At 70.3% G+C, this 16,703-nt stretch carries 18 protein-coding genes and 1 pseudogene; 4 read left to right on the forward strand and 15 right to left on the reverse strand.

The features are described 5' to 3' along the window. Positions 1-8: 8 nt before the first annotated feature. The 11 genes and pseudogenes from IH09_RS26230 to IH09_RS26275 all read right to left on the reverse strand — a co-directional run bounded on the left by IH09_RS26230 (position 9) and on the right by IH09_RS26275 (position 8,459). Entirely contained in the window at positions 9-272 is a 264-nt protein-coding gene (locus IH09_RS26230) for an acyl carrier protein (RefSeq protein WP_165484632.1), read from the reverse strand. 47 nt (positions 273-319) lie between these two features. After that, positions 320-916, reverse strand: coding sequence for a LysE family translocator (locus tag IH09_RS26235; protein ID WP_052859953.1), 597 nt, complete (start codon positions 914-916; stop codon positions 320-322). Positions 917-1,342: 426 nt separating this feature from the next. Continuing rightward, the gene (locus IH09_RS26240; RefSeq protein ID WP_052859954.1) at positions 1,343-1,540 is read right to left on the reverse strand and encodes a hypothetical protein; all 198 of its coding nucleotides are present in this window, start codon (positions 1,538-1,540) and stop codon (positions 1,343-1,345) included. A gap of 98 nt (positions 1,541-1,638) precedes the next feature. Further along, complete coding sequence (locus IH09_RS26245) at positions 1,639-2,082, reverse strand: helix-turn-helix domain-containing protein (RefSeq protein WP_110952593.1); 444 nt, start codon at positions 2,080-2,082, stop codon at positions 1,639-1,641. A gap of 458 nt (positions 2,083-2,540) precedes the next feature. Beyond that, positions 2,541-2,717 (reverse strand): DUF6126 family protein, encoded by a 177-nt coding sequence (locus tag IH09_RS39330; RefSeq protein WP_165484630.1) that lies wholly within the window; start codon positions 2,715-2,717, stop codon positions 2,541-2,543. Between the two features lie 122 nt (positions 2,718-2,839). Then, positions 2,840-3,175, reverse strand: a pseudogene (locus IH09_RS26250) (ArsR/SmtB family transcription factor); the annotation flags it as partial. Then, on the reverse strand, positions 3,172-3,360 hold the full coding sequence (locus IH09_RS26255; RefSeq protein ID WP_052859955.1) for a hypothetical protein: 189 nt from the start codon (positions 3,358-3,360) through the stop codon (positions 3,172-3,174). The gene IH09_RS26255 and the pseudogene IH09_RS26250, both read right to left, overlap by 4 nt. A gap of 408 nt (positions 3,361-3,768) precedes the next feature. Beyond that, positions 3,769-4,776, reverse strand: coding sequence for a DUF1259 domain-containing protein (locus IH09_RS26260; protein ID WP_052859956.1), 1,008 nt, complete (start codon positions 4,774-4,776; stop codon positions 3,769-3,771). Positions 4,777-5,107: 331 nt separating this feature from the next. After that, positions 5,108-6,592: an aldehyde dehydrogenase family protein gene (locus IH09_RS26265; RefSeq protein ID WP_052859957.1), complete on the reverse strand. Its 1,485-nt coding sequence runs from the start codon at positions 6,590-6,592 to the stop codon at positions 5,108-5,110. Between the two features lie 58 nt (positions 6,593-6,650). Next, a complete protein-coding gene (locus IH09_RS26270; protein WP_052859958.1) occupies positions 6,651-7,661 on the reverse strand; it encodes an alcohol dehydrogenase catalytic domain-containing protein in 1,011 nt (336 codons plus the stop codon). A gap of 48 nt (positions 7,662-7,709) precedes the next feature. Then, positions 7,710-8,459 (reverse strand): SDR family NAD(P)-dependent oxidoreductase, encoded by a 750-nt coding sequence (locus tag IH09_RS26275; RefSeq protein WP_052859959.1) that lies wholly within the window; start codon positions 8,457-8,459, stop codon positions 7,710-7,712. Positions 8,460-9,141: 682 nt separating this feature from the next. Between IH09_RS26275 and IH09_RS26280 the strand changes: the two genes are divergently transcribed. Further along, positions 9,142-9,816 (forward strand): TNT domain-containing protein, encoded by a 675-nt coding sequence (locus tag IH09_RS26280; protein WP_052859960.1) that lies wholly within the window; start codon positions 9,142-9,144, stop codon positions 9,814-9,816. A gap of 7 nt (positions 9,817-9,823) precedes the next feature. Continuing rightward, complete coding sequence (locus IH09_RS26285) at positions 9,824-10,057, forward strand: hypothetical protein (RefSeq protein WP_052859961.1); 234 nt, start codon at positions 9,824-9,826, stop codon at positions 10,055-10,057. Between the two features lie 259 nt (positions 10,058-10,316). Here IH09_RS26285 and IH09_RS26290 read toward each other — a convergent pair whose 3' ends face one another. Then, positions 10,317-10,982: a hypothetical protein gene (locus tag IH09_RS26290; protein ID WP_052859962.1), complete on the reverse strand. Its 666-nt coding sequence runs from the start codon at positions 10,980-10,982 to the stop codon at positions 10,317-10,319. Between the two features lie 583 nt (positions 10,983-11,565). Between IH09_RS26290 and IH09_RS26295 the strand changes: the two genes are divergently transcribed. Then, on the forward strand, positions 11,566-12,336 hold the full coding sequence (locus IH09_RS26295) for a hypothetical protein (protein WP_190233415.1): 771 nt from the start codon (positions 11,566-11,568) through the stop codon (positions 12,334-12,336). A 190-nt stretch (positions 12,337-12,526) separates the two neighbouring features. Here the strand turns inward: IH09_RS26295 and IH09_RS26300 are convergent, their stop codons facing one another. After that, positions 12,527-13,720 carry a Cmx/CmrA family chloramphenicol efflux MFS transporter gene (locus IH09_RS26300; protein ID WP_052859964.1) on the reverse strand — a complete coding sequence of 398 codons (1,194 nt, stop codon included), beginning with the start codon at positions 13,718-13,720 and terminating at the stop codon, positions 12,527-12,529. A gap of 465 nt (positions 13,721-14,185) precedes the next feature. Beyond that, positions 14,186-15,172 carry a LysR family transcriptional regulator gene (locus IH09_RS26305; protein ID WP_318279548.1) on the reverse strand — a complete coding sequence of 329 codons (987 nt, stop codon included), beginning with the start codon at positions 15,170-15,172 and terminating at the stop codon, positions 14,186-14,188. A gap of 63 nt (positions 15,173-15,235) precedes the next feature. Between IH09_RS26305 and IH09_RS26310 the strand changes: the two genes are divergently transcribed. Further along, positions 15,236-16,156, forward strand: a complete 921-nt coding sequence (locus IH09_RS26310) for an EamA family transporter (RefSeq protein WP_052859966.1) — start codon at positions 15,236-15,238, stop codon at positions 16,154-16,156. 59 nt (positions 16,157-16,215) lie between these two features. On the opposite strand, the gene IH09_RS26315 is transcribed toward IH09_RS26310, so the two are convergent. Next, positions 16,216-16,650 (reverse strand): hypothetical protein, encoded by a 435-nt coding sequence (locus tag IH09_RS26315; protein ID WP_052859967.1) that lies wholly within the window; start codon positions 16,648-16,650, stop codon positions 16,216-16,218. Between the last annotated feature and the right edge of the window lie 53 nt (positions 16,651-16,703).

Genomic DNA, 16,703 nt, shown 5'->3' on the forward strand with positions numbered 1-16,703 from the left:
CCTGTTTTCTAGGAATTTCCAACGTGCGACTGGACTAACTTCACGAGATCGCCGACCCGGCTCAGCGCGGCCTCAAAGATCTCGCTGTCACCGACCTTGATGCCGCACTCGTTCTCAATGCGGACGACAATTTCAAGAATGGTCAACGACTCGATTCCGATTTCATGCAGCTCGTCATCGAGTCCGATCTCGGCCGGTGCGGACGAGCCGAGTACGGCCGTGATGATCTCGCACACCTGAGCTTCAATGTCAACCTTTTCAGGAGACGTCAAGGTAATCCCTCTTCCTTGGACGGTTCTTCACTTCGCCGGCCGCTCCGCTACGCCATGGGGCCCGTCATCACCGCGGTGCGCAGCCCGAGCACCAGCAGGATCGCCCCGCTCACCCAGGCCAGTCCCACCCGCACCGCCGGCCTCGCCAGCAGCCGCCTCACCAGGCCGACGAGGGTGACCACCACCGCGTACCAGGCGGCGCTGATCATGATCTGTACGGCGGTCAGCGTGACCACATCGGCGGGCGAACCACCGCCGGGCGGCAGGAACTGCGGGATCAGGGCCAGGTAGACGGTGGCCATTTTGGGGTTGGCGGCACTGGTGACCAGCCCTGATCGGTAGGACCGCCACAGGGTGGCCGCGCCGTACCCCTCGGGCACTTCCGCCGGCTGGTGGCCGAAGTTCCGCCGGTTGCGCACCGTCATCACCGCGAGGTAGCAGAGGTAGGCGGCACCGGCCAGCTTGAAGGCGGTGAACACCACCTCAGAGGTCTGCATCAGCGCGGCCAGCCCGAGAGTGGAGGTCGCGGCCCACATGAGCAGTCCGGTGCTGCTACCGAGAATGGTCACCAGACCGGCCACGCGGCCGAAACGCAATGTCTCGTTCACCAACACCATGAATGACGGCCCCGGCGCGGCCACCATCACGAAAACCGTCGCGATGAAAACCCCACTCACCACGGGACTACCGCAATTCCAGTCGTCATTCGACCGGAGTGCGGGGCTAACGCTTGCGCATCCAACCGAAAGGGCCCCTCTCTAAGGTCCGACACCCCCGGCTCTTGATCACCACCCTTAGAACGCTAGCTGCTTTGGCTGATTCAGGCAACCAGCGCCAAGAACAAATTTCGGTGAGCGCGAAATGTAAATTTACGGACCGATGGGCTCCGGTTTTGGTTACCCCGAAGTACGACCACGAAAACACCATGTCGGATGCACCTCTTCAACTGACGCACGCCAGTCATGAGACCGCCCTCGTCCGAGTTCTGGACTAACTGCCCGAGACCACACTTCATCTTCACAGGCAAGTGCCGCATGGCACTGAGCCACCGTCGCGTGATTCTGTTTGTGTCACTTCGAACTGTTCCTGTCCGGTTTCTTCATGTTGGTCCGGACGAGGCGGACCTCGGCGAGGACCTCACCGGTGGTGACGTACAGGGCGGCGAACGAGTGGAGGCAGTGCCACACGTAGTCGGGGGTGCGCTTCTCGATGGCCGCGAAGATGGCCGGCAGGAAACGGGCCGGGTCCGGTCCGGCGCCCGGACCCACGTCTCCTCCTCGATGGACCGGACCACCGCACCGCCCGCCAGGGCCGGATACCGGCCGGCCCGGCGCGCCGGCGGCCTGCTCGGCGAACGCCAGATCCTTCAGATCTTGGAGGCGCCCGAGCGGTTCGGTTTGAGGTTCTCCTCACGCCAGACGCGGGCGATGTAATGCCAGGACACCGTGATGCCCTCACGCCGCCTCAGGTATGACGAAAGGGTCCGGGTCGACCAGTGCGTCAGCCCGGAATCAGCCGGCGGGGACATCTTCGTCAGCGCGATCACGCGGCCCCGCGTCCGCGGCGGCACCTGGTCGCGCGGCCCGCCCCGGCGCTTCTCCGCCAGCCCGGCCAGACCGTGGGCGGCATAGCGGGCCTTGCAACGGTCGACCGTGACCGGCGATACCCCGGCGAGTTCGGCGATGTCCTTGCGCCGCCTGCCCTCGCCGGACCACAACACGATCCGGGCCCGCAGGGCCACATCGCCCGACACATGACGCGAGGCCGCCAACTCCCGTAAAGCATCCAGCTGTTCAGTGGAGAGAATCATGCTGAGCCCAACGAGCCAACCGGCGTCAGGTTCTACAAACAGGGTCACGGGACACCGGGCATCGATGCGGTTCAGCCAGTGGGAGTTGGCTGTGAGGTCGCGATGAATCGGTGTTCGCGCCGAGTTTTTGGCGAACTGGGGGTTGGCGGAGGAGATCGCCTGGGTTGGGCAGGCGCGTACCGCACATGCCCCGGCAGGGGCCGGGCGGCCGCGGTGGTAGCCCGCTGGAGGCGGACCGGGAAGCGGAATCCCTGCCGGTTTGCCCGCCTCTTGGTACCTGCCAGGTTGCGGCGGCGTCCTGCTTGTCCGAGCGGGCCGGCACGAGCACCCCGTCCAGGTCCGCGATCACCTGACCGCCTGGGTCCGGGCCGATGTCCCGGCCAGCTTTCCGGACGCGCTCGCGGGCTTCGGCTGGCGCGTACGGGATCCGCGCTCCCCCACGCTCCGGACCGGCCGTCCTACTTGCCCGCGTGACTGCCCAGGTAGAACAGGAGAGCCAGGAACCCCAGCAGGAGATGGCTGCCCGCGATGTAGATGAACACCCGCCAGGACGCGCCCCGCTCCTTCTTGGCCTCGCTCATACCTCCCCCGAAACGGGGCGGGGCGGCGGGCTCGTCGGTGGTGTCGTCGGTCATGGCTGCTCTCCTTCTCGTAGGGCGCTGGCTTTCCGCAACGTCGGGGGCCGGGGTCCGGCCAGGCACCGGGCCGCCGTCCGCCCGGTCCGCTCCCCTACCGGTGCGTCCGCCCGCACACCCGCGCCGGGCTGCCGCAGCTGAATCAGCAGGGCTTCCTGCCCCGCCGGCAGCTCCGCCAAGACTCGCCGGGCCGCTCGCAGCAACTCCGCGACGTACCCGCACGCCAGCTCGTACACCACGGTCGACCCACCCCGGGCCGCGGTCACGATCCCCGCCCGGCGCAGCACCGCCAGTTGCTGGGAGAGGCTGGACGGCTCGATCCCGATCGCGGCCGGCAAGCTCCGTACCGGCATCGGACCGTCCTGCAACAGCTCCAGGACACGGATACGCACCGGGTGCCGCAGCATCCGGAAGAATTCCGCCTTCGCCTCATACAGCGGAACCTGCGCCCCGCTCACACCGGGCTCGCGTTCCCCGGCCCGCCGTCCGGGTCGACATCCACGCTCGATGCCAGCCGGAGCGCGTCATCCAGATCGTCCTCCGCCACGGCCGGCGCGTACGGATCTGCAGCCTCGCGCGCCTCCGCCACAGCGACCCGCGCCAAGCGCACCCGCTCCCGCACCGCCTCGGCGTAGCCGCCCACCCCAGACCTCCGCGCTCGGCCCCATTGACCATCACGACAACTGGCGAATTGAAGAACTCTTCAAGTCTAGGTGATGGGGAACGGGCGACATGGCGCGGCACTAGGTAGCGGTGGATGCACACGCCGATCCGCCTCGGGTCGAACCGAGCCGTACGCCCCCGAGGATGTCGGCAGCCACCTGGCCGGGCCCCTGCCGGCACGACGTTCCTCGTCGGCCACCCGCCCCGACCGGCCCCGTCCCGCCCGACCCCGGGCGTACCACCGCATGTGCGAGGGCTCCGATCCGGTGCGGCCTACCCTCCACGCGGACGCCCGCGGCGTACCCGCATCCACCTGCGAGCCGTCCGGGCGACCCAGCCTTGTCGTCAGCGGTCGGGGAGCGCTGCCCAGGCCGGAGCGGCACCCTCCCTAGCCCGCCACCCCCGACGCCGGTGCCATGTTGGTGGCGTCCACCGCGTTCCGTAGCGTCCTGGCCAGTTTCACGGCGTCGTCGACGGCCCAGAAGTGGAGGTAGAACAGCCTGGGCTCGTCCATCAGCATGTGGTTGTGGAGCGAGACGATGTCGATCCCGCCGCAGCGGAGCGCCTTCACCACGGGCTGGACCTCGTCGGCGGTCATCACGAAGTCGCCGTTGATCGCCGCCTGTCCCCCGCCGACCGGCTGGAAGGAGAGCGCCGTGGTCGCCCCCGTCATCGGGGGCAGCACCCGGCCGTGGTCGGTGATGGTCTCGCGACGGGCGAAGACGATCTTGTAGATGTCCCCCTCCGCGGCGCCCTCGGCGCAGAGCGCCGCGTCGATGCCGTCGGTGTCCAGGTCGATGTCGACCGGCACGGGGCGCCACGTCCCGGTCGGCGTACCGGTCCTGGACAGCGCCGCGCGCAGCCCCCGGGCCAGCGTCCGCGGATCGTCGCTGACCCCGTGGACGTGCAGGAACCAGACCGCGGGCTCGGTGTCGAGCAGATGCTTGTGTACCGCGGCCTGCCCGATTCCGTGCGCGTTCAGGGCGTCGATCACATGCTGGAGCTCCCGCTCCACGACCCCCACGTCGCCCATCACCGTCGTACAGCCGTCGGCGTACTGGACGAAGGAGAAGAACGAGCCGACCCCCATGGTCTCGTTGAGCGGGATCCCTTGGCACACCACTCGCAGGTCACGGCGGGGCAGGTCCACCCGGTAGACCATGCCGCCCGCCAGCCTGCCCCGGACTCCCATCACCTCGGAGACGCCCCGCCAGTCCTCCTCGGTGGTGGGCACGGACTCGATCAGCTCCTGGCGACGCCCGGCGCGGGTGCCCGCGGCGCGCGCGTCCGCCGCCCCCGCACCGGCCAGTACCGGCACCAAGGCGGCGGTGGTCAGCACCGCGCGCCGAGATGTGCTCGCCCGCATTCCCTTGTCCCGTTGTCTGTATCCGGTCATGCAAGATCACCTCCGCCGCGATGCAACCACGGCCGTACCGTTTCGTCGGGGAGGCGCTCTACAGGCCATCACATGAACCACGTGTCTGCCGGAGTCCACCGCGGACCCCGCTACGCAGCATCTTCTGCACGAATCAGTCGCGCAAATGCCGCCACGTTGCACGTTCCGAGAGCGTGACTGCCGATTTCTGTTCACGTTCGGACGGCGCCTCGTCGACATGGCCAGGTACGAGGGCTGAAGGGGTGCGGGGTGATGGGGTACGGGATACCAGGTACGAGGCTCGTCCGCCGGGCGCCGGCCCGGTAGTGGGCCGGCGCCATCCCGCGAACCGTCACCGGCCTCGCGGGTCCCGTACGGCGGGCCCGGTGGGGATCATCCCCGCGGTGAGGGTGATGTGTTTGTGTTCGAGGAAGTCCTCCATCGCCGCCAGACCGTTCATCCGGCCCAGGCCGGACTGTTTGAAGCCGCCTTCCTCGAACTCGTCGTAGACCTTCGCCCAGTCGTTGATCCAGATCGTGCCGGCGTCCAGTGCGCGGGCCACCCGCAGGGGGCGGTCGATGTCGCGGGACCAGATACTGGCGGCGAGTCCGTACTGGTTGTCGTTGGCCAGGCGCACCGCCTCGGCCTCGCTGCCGAAGGTCTGGAGGGTGAGCACGGGGCCGAACGTCTCCTCCTGGATGATTTCCAGGGAGTTGTCGTCCACTTCGAGCAGGCTCGCCCGGTAGAACGCGCCTTTGGCGAGCGGGCCGTCGAGAATCGGGCCGCCGCGTACCAGCGGCTTGGCTCCGGCGGCGATCGCCGTTCTCACCACGTTGTCGATCCGCTCGGCGCTGGACTTGTCGATGACGGGGCCGAGTTCGCTGTCCGGGTCGCTGGCCGGTCCCACGCGCAGCTGTTCCAGGCGCGGTACCAGCCGTTGCCGCAGGGCGTCGGCGATCGGTTCGTGGACCAGCAGGCGGCTGCCGGTCATACAGAACTGCCCGTTGAAGACGGTGAGGGCGGTCACCAGCGCGGGCACCACGGCATCGAGATCCGCGTCGTCGAACACGATCATCGGTGTCTTGCCGCCCAGTTCGAGGCCGAAGCGCTTCAGGTGCTGGGCGCCGGTGGCGGAGATGGCGCGGCCGACCTCGGTGCTGCCGGTGTAGCTGATGCACGGGACGTCGGCCGAGGCGACCAGGTGGCGGGCGCCGTTCCCGTGGAGTTCGGTGAAGGCGTTGATGACGCCCCGTGGCAGGGCCGTGACCTGGGAGAAGAGCCGGTAGATCAGGGAGTTGGTCTGGGCGGTCCGGCCGGGCATCTTGACGACGGTGGTGGTGCCGGCGGCCAGCGCCGGGGCGAGTGATCGGATCAGCAGGACCACCGGCGAGTTCCAGGGCACGATGATCCCGGCGACACCGCGCGCCTGGCGCAGCACCATGGAGAAGGTCCCGGGCCGCACCTCCATGGCGCGGCCGTGGTCGGTGCGGGCCAGTGCGGCGTAGAAGCGCAGTTTGGGCGGCACCATCTCCACCTCGAACCGCGCATGCGGTTTGAGCTTGCCGTTCTCCAGGGCCAGTGCCTCGACGAGTTCCTCGGTGTGGGCCGCGAAGACATGGGCCATCTCGTTCAGCACTCGGGCGCGCAGCAGGCGGTCGTCCCGCCATGAGGTCTCCTCGAAGGCGGCTCCGGCCGCCGAGATCGCTGCGGCCGCCTCGTTCTCGCCCCCGTCGGCGTACCGGCCGATCGTCTCTCCGGTGGCCGGGTTCACGCTGTCGGCGTGCTCCTGCGAGTCCACCCATTCGCCGTTGATCCAGTGGAGCGCGGTCGGATTCATGAAGTTCCCGTCTTGTGGCTGTGCAGTGGCCGGTGTACGGCGGTGGTGACCCGCCCTGTCAGGGGACGAGGACGGCGCGGTACCGGGCCTTGCCCATGTTCTGGAAGGTGTTCTCGGCGTCGGCGAGCGGATGGGTCTCCACCAGCGGCCGGACGCCCTTGAGCGCGGCGAAGGCCATGGCCTCCTCGCTGTCCTTGGCGTGGCCGCTGTACCAGCCGGTGACCGAGCGGCGGCCGAAGACGAGCAGTTCGGGCGATATTTCGAGCGGCTGCTGTCCGGTGGCGATCACTATGAGGCGGCCGTTGGGCCGCAGCCCCTGGACGAGGTCGGCCTGGGAGGGACTGTGACCGACGGTGGAGACGACCGCGCTCGCACCGCCGAGCTTGGTCAGTGCCTCGCCGGCGCTGCCCTCGTCGCTGTCGACGTACTCGTCCGCGCCCAGTTGCCGGGAGACATCCTCCTTGCCGCGGCCGCGGTTGACGGCCACCGTGCGGAAGCCCATCCTGGCGGCGAACTGCACGGCCAGGTGGCCGAGGCCGCCGATGCCGTGGACGGCGACGGTCTCGCCGGGCCGGGCGCCGGAGTTGCGCAGCGAGTTGAAGGTGGTGATGCCCGCGCACATCAGCGGTCCCGCTTCCTCGAACGGGACCGTGTCGGGGATCCGCGCGAGCGCGTCCTGCGGTGCCACCGCGTACTCGGCATATCCGCCGTCGTAGGAGACTCCGACGATCTTGCCGTCCGCACAGTTGGTGAAGTCGCCCTGGCGGCAGTGGTCGCAGACGAAGCAGCTGCCGCCGTGCCAGCCGATACCGGCCCGGTCGCCCGGCTGCCAGGCGGTCACACCGGGGCCGACGGCGTCGACCTCCCCGGCGACCTCATGGCCGGGCACCCGCGGCAGCCGTACGCCGAGCAGGCCGAGGCGGGCGATGTTCTCGCCGCCGCACACCCCGCAGGCGCGTACCCGCACCCGGACCTGACCCGGTCCCGGTTCGGGGACGGGGAGTTCGGTGACCACGAAGGGCCGGCCGGCCTCGACCACCTGTACCGCCCGCATCGTCGCTGCGCTCATGACCGTCTCTCCTCGCGTCCGGACTCGGTGCCTCGCCAGGGCATGGCGTCAGTTGCTGGAGCCGCCGTTCATCAGGATCTCCTCGCCCGTGATGAAGAACGACTGATCGCCGGCAAGGAACTCGGCGACATCCGCGACATCCTCCGCGGTGGCGAGGCGGCCGATCGGCACGGTGTCCAGCAGCGCCTTCTTGTAGGGGTCGGCATCGCTGACGCCGGTGAAGATCCCGGAGCCGTCGATGGGGCCGGGGAGCAGCGAGTTCACCGTGACCTTGCGGTGTCCGAGCTCCTGGGCGAGGACCCTCACCAGGTATTTCGGCGCGGTCTTACTGGTCCCGTACAGGCCGAGGCCCTGCTGCGGTCGCACGGTGGAGCTGGAGGCCATGTTGATGATCCGTCCGCCGTCGGCGATGTGCCGCGCGGCGGCCCGGAGCACGAAGAACGGCCCTTTGGTGTTGACCCGGAACAGCAGGTCGTAGTCGTCCTCGGTGATGTCGACGACCGGGATGTTGACCTTCTCGATACCGGCGTTGGCCACCACGATGTCTATCGTGCCGAAGGCTTCGAGGGTGGTCTGGAAGAGCGCCTCGATCCCGGCGACGTCCGACACGTCCGCCTGGACGCAGATGGCCCGCACGCCGCAGGCCGTGGCCCGGTCCAGGGTCTCGTCGGCCGCCGTTTTGTCCCGGGAGTAGTTGATGGCGACGTCCGCGCCGCGCGAGGCGAACCGCAGCGCTACCGCCTTGCCCAGGCCCTTGGAGGAGCCGGTCACCAGAGCGGCCTTGTTCTGCAACGACATGGCGAGCTCCCCATCTGGTCCCGGCGGACCGGGGCGCGCGACGAATCTCCCGTCAGTCCATTCAACCCACAGATCCCACCAGGACGCATCCGCGCACCCACCCGCTCGCGCACCACTGACGGCGCCCGCCTGACCGGCCGGCGCCGGGCCCGCCCGGGGACCTGTACCGGGTCACTCCGCGCAATCGTCACACCACAGCCATGCCGCTTGCCTGAGGTGTGTGGGGAACGGTCGCGGAACGCCTCGTCGCACGAGCTGTGAGGTGACTTTGGTGAGGCACCAGGGACCGCCCCGGAGTCTCGCGGAGCACCGGACGGCAGCGGCAGATAGAAGGACAAGAGCAAGCTCCTCTATACGCGGGTGCGCCGACGCGGAGTGCGGGGCCGGACCAGGGGGCGCGGCCGGTCCCGGCGCCGACAGCACGTCGATCGCGGTCGGCAGCCGGACTCGCGGTGGCGTGAGTCGCGCCGACCACACGCCCGCCGCCGCCCCGCGACAACACCGCCCGCAGGAGAGCACTCGCACTCGGCGGGCGCTCACTCCGGATGCCGGCGTCGCCCCTCCACGGAGCAGCCCCGCGGTACCGGTGTCCGGAATCAGACGCGGCATTGGCCGGCTCCGCGACGGGGTGGTTACCCTGCGCCAACTGTCCGTGATCATCAGCGCGTAAGGGAATTCCCGCGTGAACCGCATTCGCACCGTACTCGCCGCCCTTGGCCTCGCCGCCGGGCTGGCAGCGGCCCCGGCCGCCAACGCCGCTCCGCAACACGAGCAGCGACCGGCGGCCGCACCGTCGCCGCACGAGCCCTGCACCGGGAAGTTCCACGACGACGCACGGCTCGGACCGGAGTGGCTGCCGAACAAACAGCAGAAGCCGGTCGGCCCGCTGCTGAAGGGCTATCAGCGGACCGGGAAGCTGTCGCCGGACGCCTTCCTCAAGAAGTACTGGGAGGGGCCGGCCGGCACGGGCAGCTGGAAGTACCCGCCCAACGACGGATTCGGCGAGGTCAACGGCAAGGTCGACAAGAAGCCCACGAAGCTGCGTACCGGTGAGCGGCTGGACCGCTTCGGCTCCGAGTACGGCGGGTATCTGGCGCCGGCCGGCGACCCGTACGCCAAGCGCGCACTGCCCCCGCAGAATCTCAACACGCGGGACGCGGCGGTGCCTTGCGACTATCACGTCTACAAGGTCACCAAGCCGTTCCAGGTGTGGCAGGGCGGTATCGCCCCCTGGTTCGAGCAGCCCGGCAAGGGACAGCAGATCAAGCTCGACCCGGTGTTTCTGGACCCGGGCCAGGGTGAGCGGCTGAACGTGAAGTGGCTGCTGGAGCACGGCTATCTCCAGACCGCCGCGTAGCACCGCCATGGACCGCCACGCACTGCGGGCCGCACTCCGCGCGGCAGGGGTGGCCGATGGCTACTACCGCATCGCGGGCGTCCACGAACCGGTCCCCACTCCCCCCGACTTCCTGTTCCTGCGGAAGGGCCCGGACGGGGCGTGGGAGACCGGAGCGTACGAACGAGGTACGTATCAGGTCATCGCCCGCCACCCGAGCGAATCAGCGGCCTGCGCGCATCTGCTGCGGCTGCTCACCTGATACCCGTACGGCCCCGCCGAGGCACCCCTGACCGGACCGGGCCCGCCAAGCCTGCGGGCAAACAGCAGTCGGCGCCGTGGGACACCCACGGCGCCGACTCCTTTCCCGCACACCCCCGACGCGGCCTGCCGCTCGTCATGCGGAGCACAGCACTACGAGCGATCGAACGACCGGTCATACGTCACTGCGTCTCCCCCTGATGGCGGCAATCCCGTCTCCCACCGGGCCGTACCCCGTCGGAGCGCGGTGCCGTATCTTCTCAACCGGCCTCGGTGGGGGCGCTGTTGTGCTGTAGCGGCACCGCGAGGGAAAGTGTTCCGCACCCATCGGTCAGCGCGGATCCTCTGCGCATTCCGGAGTGCGGATCGACCGGGAGGGGGCGTACGACAACGGCACCGTGCGGCAATTCGGGGCGGCTGTTCGCGAGGACGGTACTGTCCGCGAGGACGGTGGTGGAAAGGCTTCGCAGCATCTCCGCATGTGCGGCCAGCGCATCCCGGGTGCGGTCGTCCTCGGGGTCCGTCAGAAGAATACGGGCGGCCGTGTTGAGCGCGCGCAGCCGCGGCTTCTGTGTCTCCCGATGCGCGCGCGGCAGACATCGCCAGGAGGAATTTCCGATGGTGACCAGGCGCCAGAGCGGGTTGGTGCTCGGATCGACGTCGTAGAACCGCAGCCCGTACCGTCCCACCAGCCAGTACGACGCCGTCAGGCACAGGCCGAGGACGGCGTCGAAGCCCAGCCAGAATCGGACCAGCCAGTGGCAGCCCGTCACTTCCACGGCCAGCAACGCGAAACCCGCGCCGCCCGCGCCGAAGACGGCCCCGGCGATCAGCGTGAAAAAGGTGACCGTGGCAACGACCCCGACTCCGTTCTCGCTTTCCAGATAGAGCAGCCCCTTCCAATGCGGCGCCAGATAACGCGCCAACTGAGCCAGTCTTGGTGCGGGCTCAGCAATAGCGATTCCCTTCGCCCAGCTTACGGCCACCAGCGATCACACCTTCGAAAGTAGACGCAACGAACCCTCTGCTTTTCAGAACGAGCCGGTGTACCCAAAGGAATTGCCTGTACCCCAAATGGGGTCCCGGTACCCGCACGCGAACACATACCTACTAAACGATTACTCAATGATTTCCCGGATCGGATTTCCCGTTCGGTCGCGAGACGGCCCCGGTGCGGGTGGGCGAGCACGGCGCCGGAGGCGGGGGCGCTCGACCGTTCCCGGGTCTCGCGAGCGGCGGTTCCGCCGGCCCGCGGGCCTCGTACGGCGGCGGGCGGTGGCGATGCGCCGCCCGGAGTCCGGCAGCGGGGTTTCCGTCGGCGCGCTCACGGCCCGGTATGCCGCCGGACCCGCCGCCCGGTCCGGCGTCCTCGGGGGCACTGCATATACGCCTGCCCCGCCAAAGACGACACACGGCGAGAGAAGAGTATCTAGACCCAATATCACCTCTTGTGGTGATTCAACTTCGGCAGGCGGTGCAAATCCGCCGGGTCCGGGCGTTGTCGCAGGCATGGAGCCGAGGGAGTTGTGGGAGCGCCATGAGGTGATGGCGCGAGCGTTTTGCAGCAGCGATGACGAGGTGCGCCGCGTACAGAGCGCCTTGGACGAGGCACAGGCGGGCCGTGCGCGCACCCTGGCCGCCTTCGCGGTGACGGTGGGCAGCGATGGAGCGGTGGCCGGACTCCTGGGGCTGAACGAGCGCGAGGTGCGGGTGGCTCGCCGTACGGTGGGCAAGGACGATGCCCACCGGGTCGCCGAGGCCCTGTGGGAGCGCTCCCGCCTCGACCGGCAGCCCGCACCGCAGGACGGCACACCGGAGCCCGACAGCACTGCGTACCCGAACGAGGCCCCCGCCCAGCCCGGCCCGACACCGCATGTCGCGGGGCAGGCCGGCGAGCCGGAGAGCTCACCGGCGGTGGACGCGGTGCTGACCGGCGCCTGGCACACCGGCGCCGATCTCACCACGCTCGCCGCCGAACTCGGCCTCGACCCCGATTTCCTGGCCGCCCGCGCACAGCAGCTCGCCGCCGAAGGCCGCCTCACCCCGACCCCGGCGCCCGACCACACCGGCCGGCACCGGCGCATGGTCGAGGGCCCGCCGCCACCGGCGGACGAGACCACCTACCTGCACTGGCACCAGCCGGCGCCGCAGTCTCCGCACCACCAGCACGTCTCCTGGGAACAGCAGCCCCCTGTCACCTGGGGCACCCCCGTGACCGCTCCGCAGCACGCCTGGGACGGATACCTCAGCCATGGCCAGTACTCCGGCACGACTTCGTGATCCATGTGCTGCTTCGTGATCCATGTGCTGGTTGTGTTCGCAAGCGGTTGACGAGAGCGGCGGCGCCGGGCTGTTGCCCGGTGGCATCCGCCCGCCGAAGCCTCAACCCATAACGCACATCCACCAGGCGGATCCCGAAGTCGCGCCGGAGTACCCGGTGGCCCCGTCACGGCACGGGGCGCACCGCCGGCTACGGAGCAGCCGGTGCTGCCGCGGGCGCCTCCTCGGGGTGGTGTGCCATGCGGTGCCGGACTCCGCGGGCCGCGCCGGCGGTGGCCAGGGCGAGGGCCACCAGCAGCGCGCTGACCCACAGGGGTGCGCGGTAGCCGAGCCCCGCGCCGATGGCGATGCCGCCGAACGAGGGGCCGATGGCGGCACCCACGTTGAGCGCGGCCGTGGCGAATCCGCCGGCCAGGGTCGGCGCTCCGGGCGCCGCGTAGAGCGCCTGCGCGATCAGGGTGGACCCGACGGCGAACGAGAGGGTGCCCTGGACGAAGACGAGCACGGTCGTCGCCACCGGGTTCCCGGCCGTCACCGCGAAGGCCACCCAGCCCACGAGCAGCCACGCCCCACCGGTCACCAGCAGTTGTCGGGGCCGTACGTCGGCCAGACGGCCACCGGCGGTGACACCGGCGAACGACCCCAGTCCGAAGAGGGCCAGTACGGCGGGCACCCAGCCGGGTCCGAATCCGGTGACGTGGGTGACCAGCGGCGCGAGGTAGGTGAAAGTGCAGAACGTCGCGCCGTTCACCAGGGCGCCCAGGAGCAGCGTCACCAGGAGCCGCGGGCTGCGCAGGGCGCGCAGCTCCCGGCGGGCGCTCGTCCTGGCGGGGTCGGGAGCGGTGGCCGGTACCGACCGCAGGATCGCGAGAAGGGCAGGCACCGACACGACGGCCACCGCCCAGAATGCCGCGCGCCATCCCCACTGCTGACCGAGCAGCGCACCGGCCGGGACGCCGACGATGCAGGCCAGGGTGGTGCCGCCGAGCAGGACCGAAGTGGCACGGCCCTTGGCGTCCGGCCCGGCCATACCGGTCGCGGTCGCCAGCCCCACGGCCAGGAACCCGGCGTTGGCCACCGCGCCGACCACCCGGGTGGCCAGCAGCACCCCGAAGCTGGTGGTGAGCGCGCCGAGGACGTGCACCAGCAGGAAGGCGGTCAGGAAGACCAGGAGCGCGCGCCGTCGCGGCCAGCGCAGGCTCAGGATGGCCAGCAACGGCGCGCCGACGATCATCCCTGCCGCGAACGCCGTGGTCAGCGATCCCGCGGCCGGGATGGACACATGCATGTCTCTCGCGATGTCCGGTATGAGGCCGGACAGCATGAACTCGGACGTCCCCTGGGCGAAAACCGCCAGCCCGAGGAGGTAGATGGCAAATGGCACAGCACACTCCGCAACCACGTCATGGGTCGAAATTCTTCGGTCCGAAGGGACCGGCGAGGAGCGGTCGGCCGCGGCAGTGCCCGGGGCGGCGTCGGAGATGACCACCGTCCGGCCGGGCATGCGCGAGCGTCGCGCACAAGAACCCGCCGGCGTCAGGGAGATGACGCGCGGACAGGACGAGAACAGCCCGTACTACGGTGATTCGACGGCAGTGGTCGCGGCTGACTCGGCTCGCGGCCGCTAGGGCGGCGGAGCGTCAACGCGACGTCACGAGGAGGCCACCGAACGACCGGTGGCTAGCGTCTTGATGCCTCAGGGCTGGACATGTCGGCAGGTTAGTAAGGCCGGGTGCGCCGCGTCCACTTTTTTTGACGTTGCTCTGTTCGACTCGTTCCTTTCGACGTCACTCCGCGGCGGCGAGGCCGTGGAACGCACCCGGCGGCCGTATCGCCGTCGCCGCCCGCGTCAGCCGCCGGGGCGCGAGGCCGGGGGTCGCGGTGGCTGCGGGAGCCCGGTGTGCTCGGGTGCCGTTGAGGTCCGCGCGGCCGATTCGAGCCGGTCAAGGACATGGCGGGTGTCGGGGTGACGGCCGGTTCCGGTGCGGTACAGGGCGTGCACGCTGCGCCGGACGGGGGTGCTCAGGGGGTGGAAGCACAGCTCGGGGGTGGGGGCCGGGAGGGCGAGACGGGGGATGAGGGCGACGCCCGCACGCCGGGCGGCCAGCGCCGCCAGGACGGCGAAGTCACCGGCCGAGACGACGGTCCGGGGGACGAATCCCGCGGCGCCGCAGACCCGCTGCGTCATGTCGTGGCAGGCGGTGTCCGGGCTCGGCAGGAGCCAGCAGGCGTCGGCGAACCGCGCCAGCTCGGCCTGCTCTCCCGGGGCCAGTCGGTGCGCTGCGGCGTCGGCCGGGTGCAGAACGAGGAAGACGGGTTCGTCGAAGAGCGGGCGGCTCTCGCAGCCCGGCGGCAGGGGGCGCGGCAGCAGGCTGTAGGAGTGGGTGACGGCGATGTCGACCCGGTGCCGGAGGAGGGCGGCTTCGGCGGCCTCCGGTTCGTGCTCGACGAGATGGAGCGTCGGCGCCTGGTGGCCGGCGGCGTACGGATCGGGCCACAGGAGGGGGATCAGGGTGCGGGCCGCGGACGGGAACGCGGCGATACGGACCGTGCCGCGCTCGCCCCGGCGCAGGGCGGCGAGATCGGATTCGGCCGCGGCGAGGTTGTCCAGCAGGACGCGGGCGTGGTCCACGAGGAGCTGTCCGGCACTCGTGAGATGCAGGGTCCGGCCGCGTTTCTCCAGCAGCGGCACGCCGGACTCCTTCTCCAGCGCGGCCAGCTGCTGGGAGACGGCCGGTCCCGTCAGATGCAGGGCTTCCGCCGTGGCGGCCACCGTCCCCCGCGTGGCGAACTCGGCCAGCAGCCGCAGTCTCCGCACCTCCAACAAGAAGCTCACCTACCGATTAGCGCAAGAAAGAGTAACTGGACCTAATCCATAGTAGGCGGGACAGTCGGTTCCGTGAAGCTCGACAGAACCTCGCTCGCCCTGGCCGCCACCGTGCTGCTGTGGGCCTCCGCGTTCCCCGCGATCCGCGTCGCCCTGGACGGCTACGGGGCGGGCGGACTGTCCTTCGTCCGCCTCGCCGTCGCCTCGCTCGCGCTCGCGGTGGTCGCTCCGCTGCTGAAGGTGCGGCGCCCCCGCGGACGGGACCTGCCCCGTATCGTCCTCGTCGGCGCGAGCGGTATGAGCGCCTACCAACTGCTGCTGAACTGGGGCGAAATCCATGTGCCGGCGGGTACCGCCAGTCTGATCGTGGCCGTTGTACCCGCCATCAGCGCACTGCTCGCCGCCGCGTTCCTGGGCGAACGGCTCACGCTCGCCGTGGTCGCCGGTTCGGCCGTGGCCCTGGGCGGCGCCGCGCTCATCGCCGTGGCCGGTGGCGACACCCGTTACACGGTCGCCGCGTGGGCGGTCCTCGCCGCCGCCGTCGCCCAGGCCGGCTACCACTTCGCCATCAAACCGCTGCTGCGCCGGTACACCGGTCTCGAAGTCGCCTGCTACGCGATGTGGGCCGGCACCGTTCTCCTTCTCCCCCTCGCCCCCGACGCCGTCCGCACCGCGCTGAGCGCCCCTGCGGACGCCACACTCGCCGCGGTCTACCTCGGTGTGCTCCCCTCCGCCGCCGGATTCGTGGTCTGGGGCCATGCCGTCGCCCGTCTCACCGTCACCGCGGCCACCGCCGCCCTCTATCTCGTCCCCGTCGTCGCTCTCGCCGTCGCCGGTGTCTGGCTCGGTGAGCGGCCGCGGCCCGTGGAACTCCTGGGTGGCCTCATCGGCATCGCGGGCGTCGCCCTCGTCAACCGCCGGCCACGCCCCGAGCGCGCGCGGACGGCGGCCGGCACGTCCCCCCGCGCCGCGCCGACGCGCCGCCGCTCCTGACCTGAGGAGCGAACACCGGCGCCTAACGGGCCGACAGCCCCCGCGGCCCCGCCGGGCGGTCAGTCACCGGCGTTCCTGGCGCGGCGCAGGCCGACGAACTCGCACTCGGTGAAGACCGCGACCACGAGCGCGCCGGAGACCAGGAAGGCACGCCCGAGCCCGGTGAGCGGCAGCACGTCGGTGAACGCGAGCAGGAGCAGTGCCGCGCAGGACAGCGTGTTGCCCGCCACGACGGTCACGGCGAGGTGCGCCGGGATCCGCGGATAGCCGGCGATGAGGGCGAGCGCGGCGGCCCCGCCGAGCAGGGCGATCCCGAACGGGACGGACCAGGTGGTCGGCAGGCCGAGCGGGCCGCTGAGCCAGGTGTTGCCGACGAGCATGACGAGGCCGAAGACGGCGGAGCTCCAGCCGTCGACGCGCAGGCTGCTGCGCAGCAGGTCCGGTGCCGCGCGGCCGGCCGCCGGGCGGGGGGCGGTCATGACGGGGGTGCTCATACAGGTCTCCTCGGTCCGTGGGCCGGGGTGCGATCCGGCCCCGGCCCGGCCAC

Source organism: Streptomyces celluloflavus, assembly GCA_000720995.1.
GTDB lineage: Bacteria > Actinomycetota > Actinomycetes > Streptomycetales > Streptomycetaceae > Streptomyces > Streptomyces celluloflavus.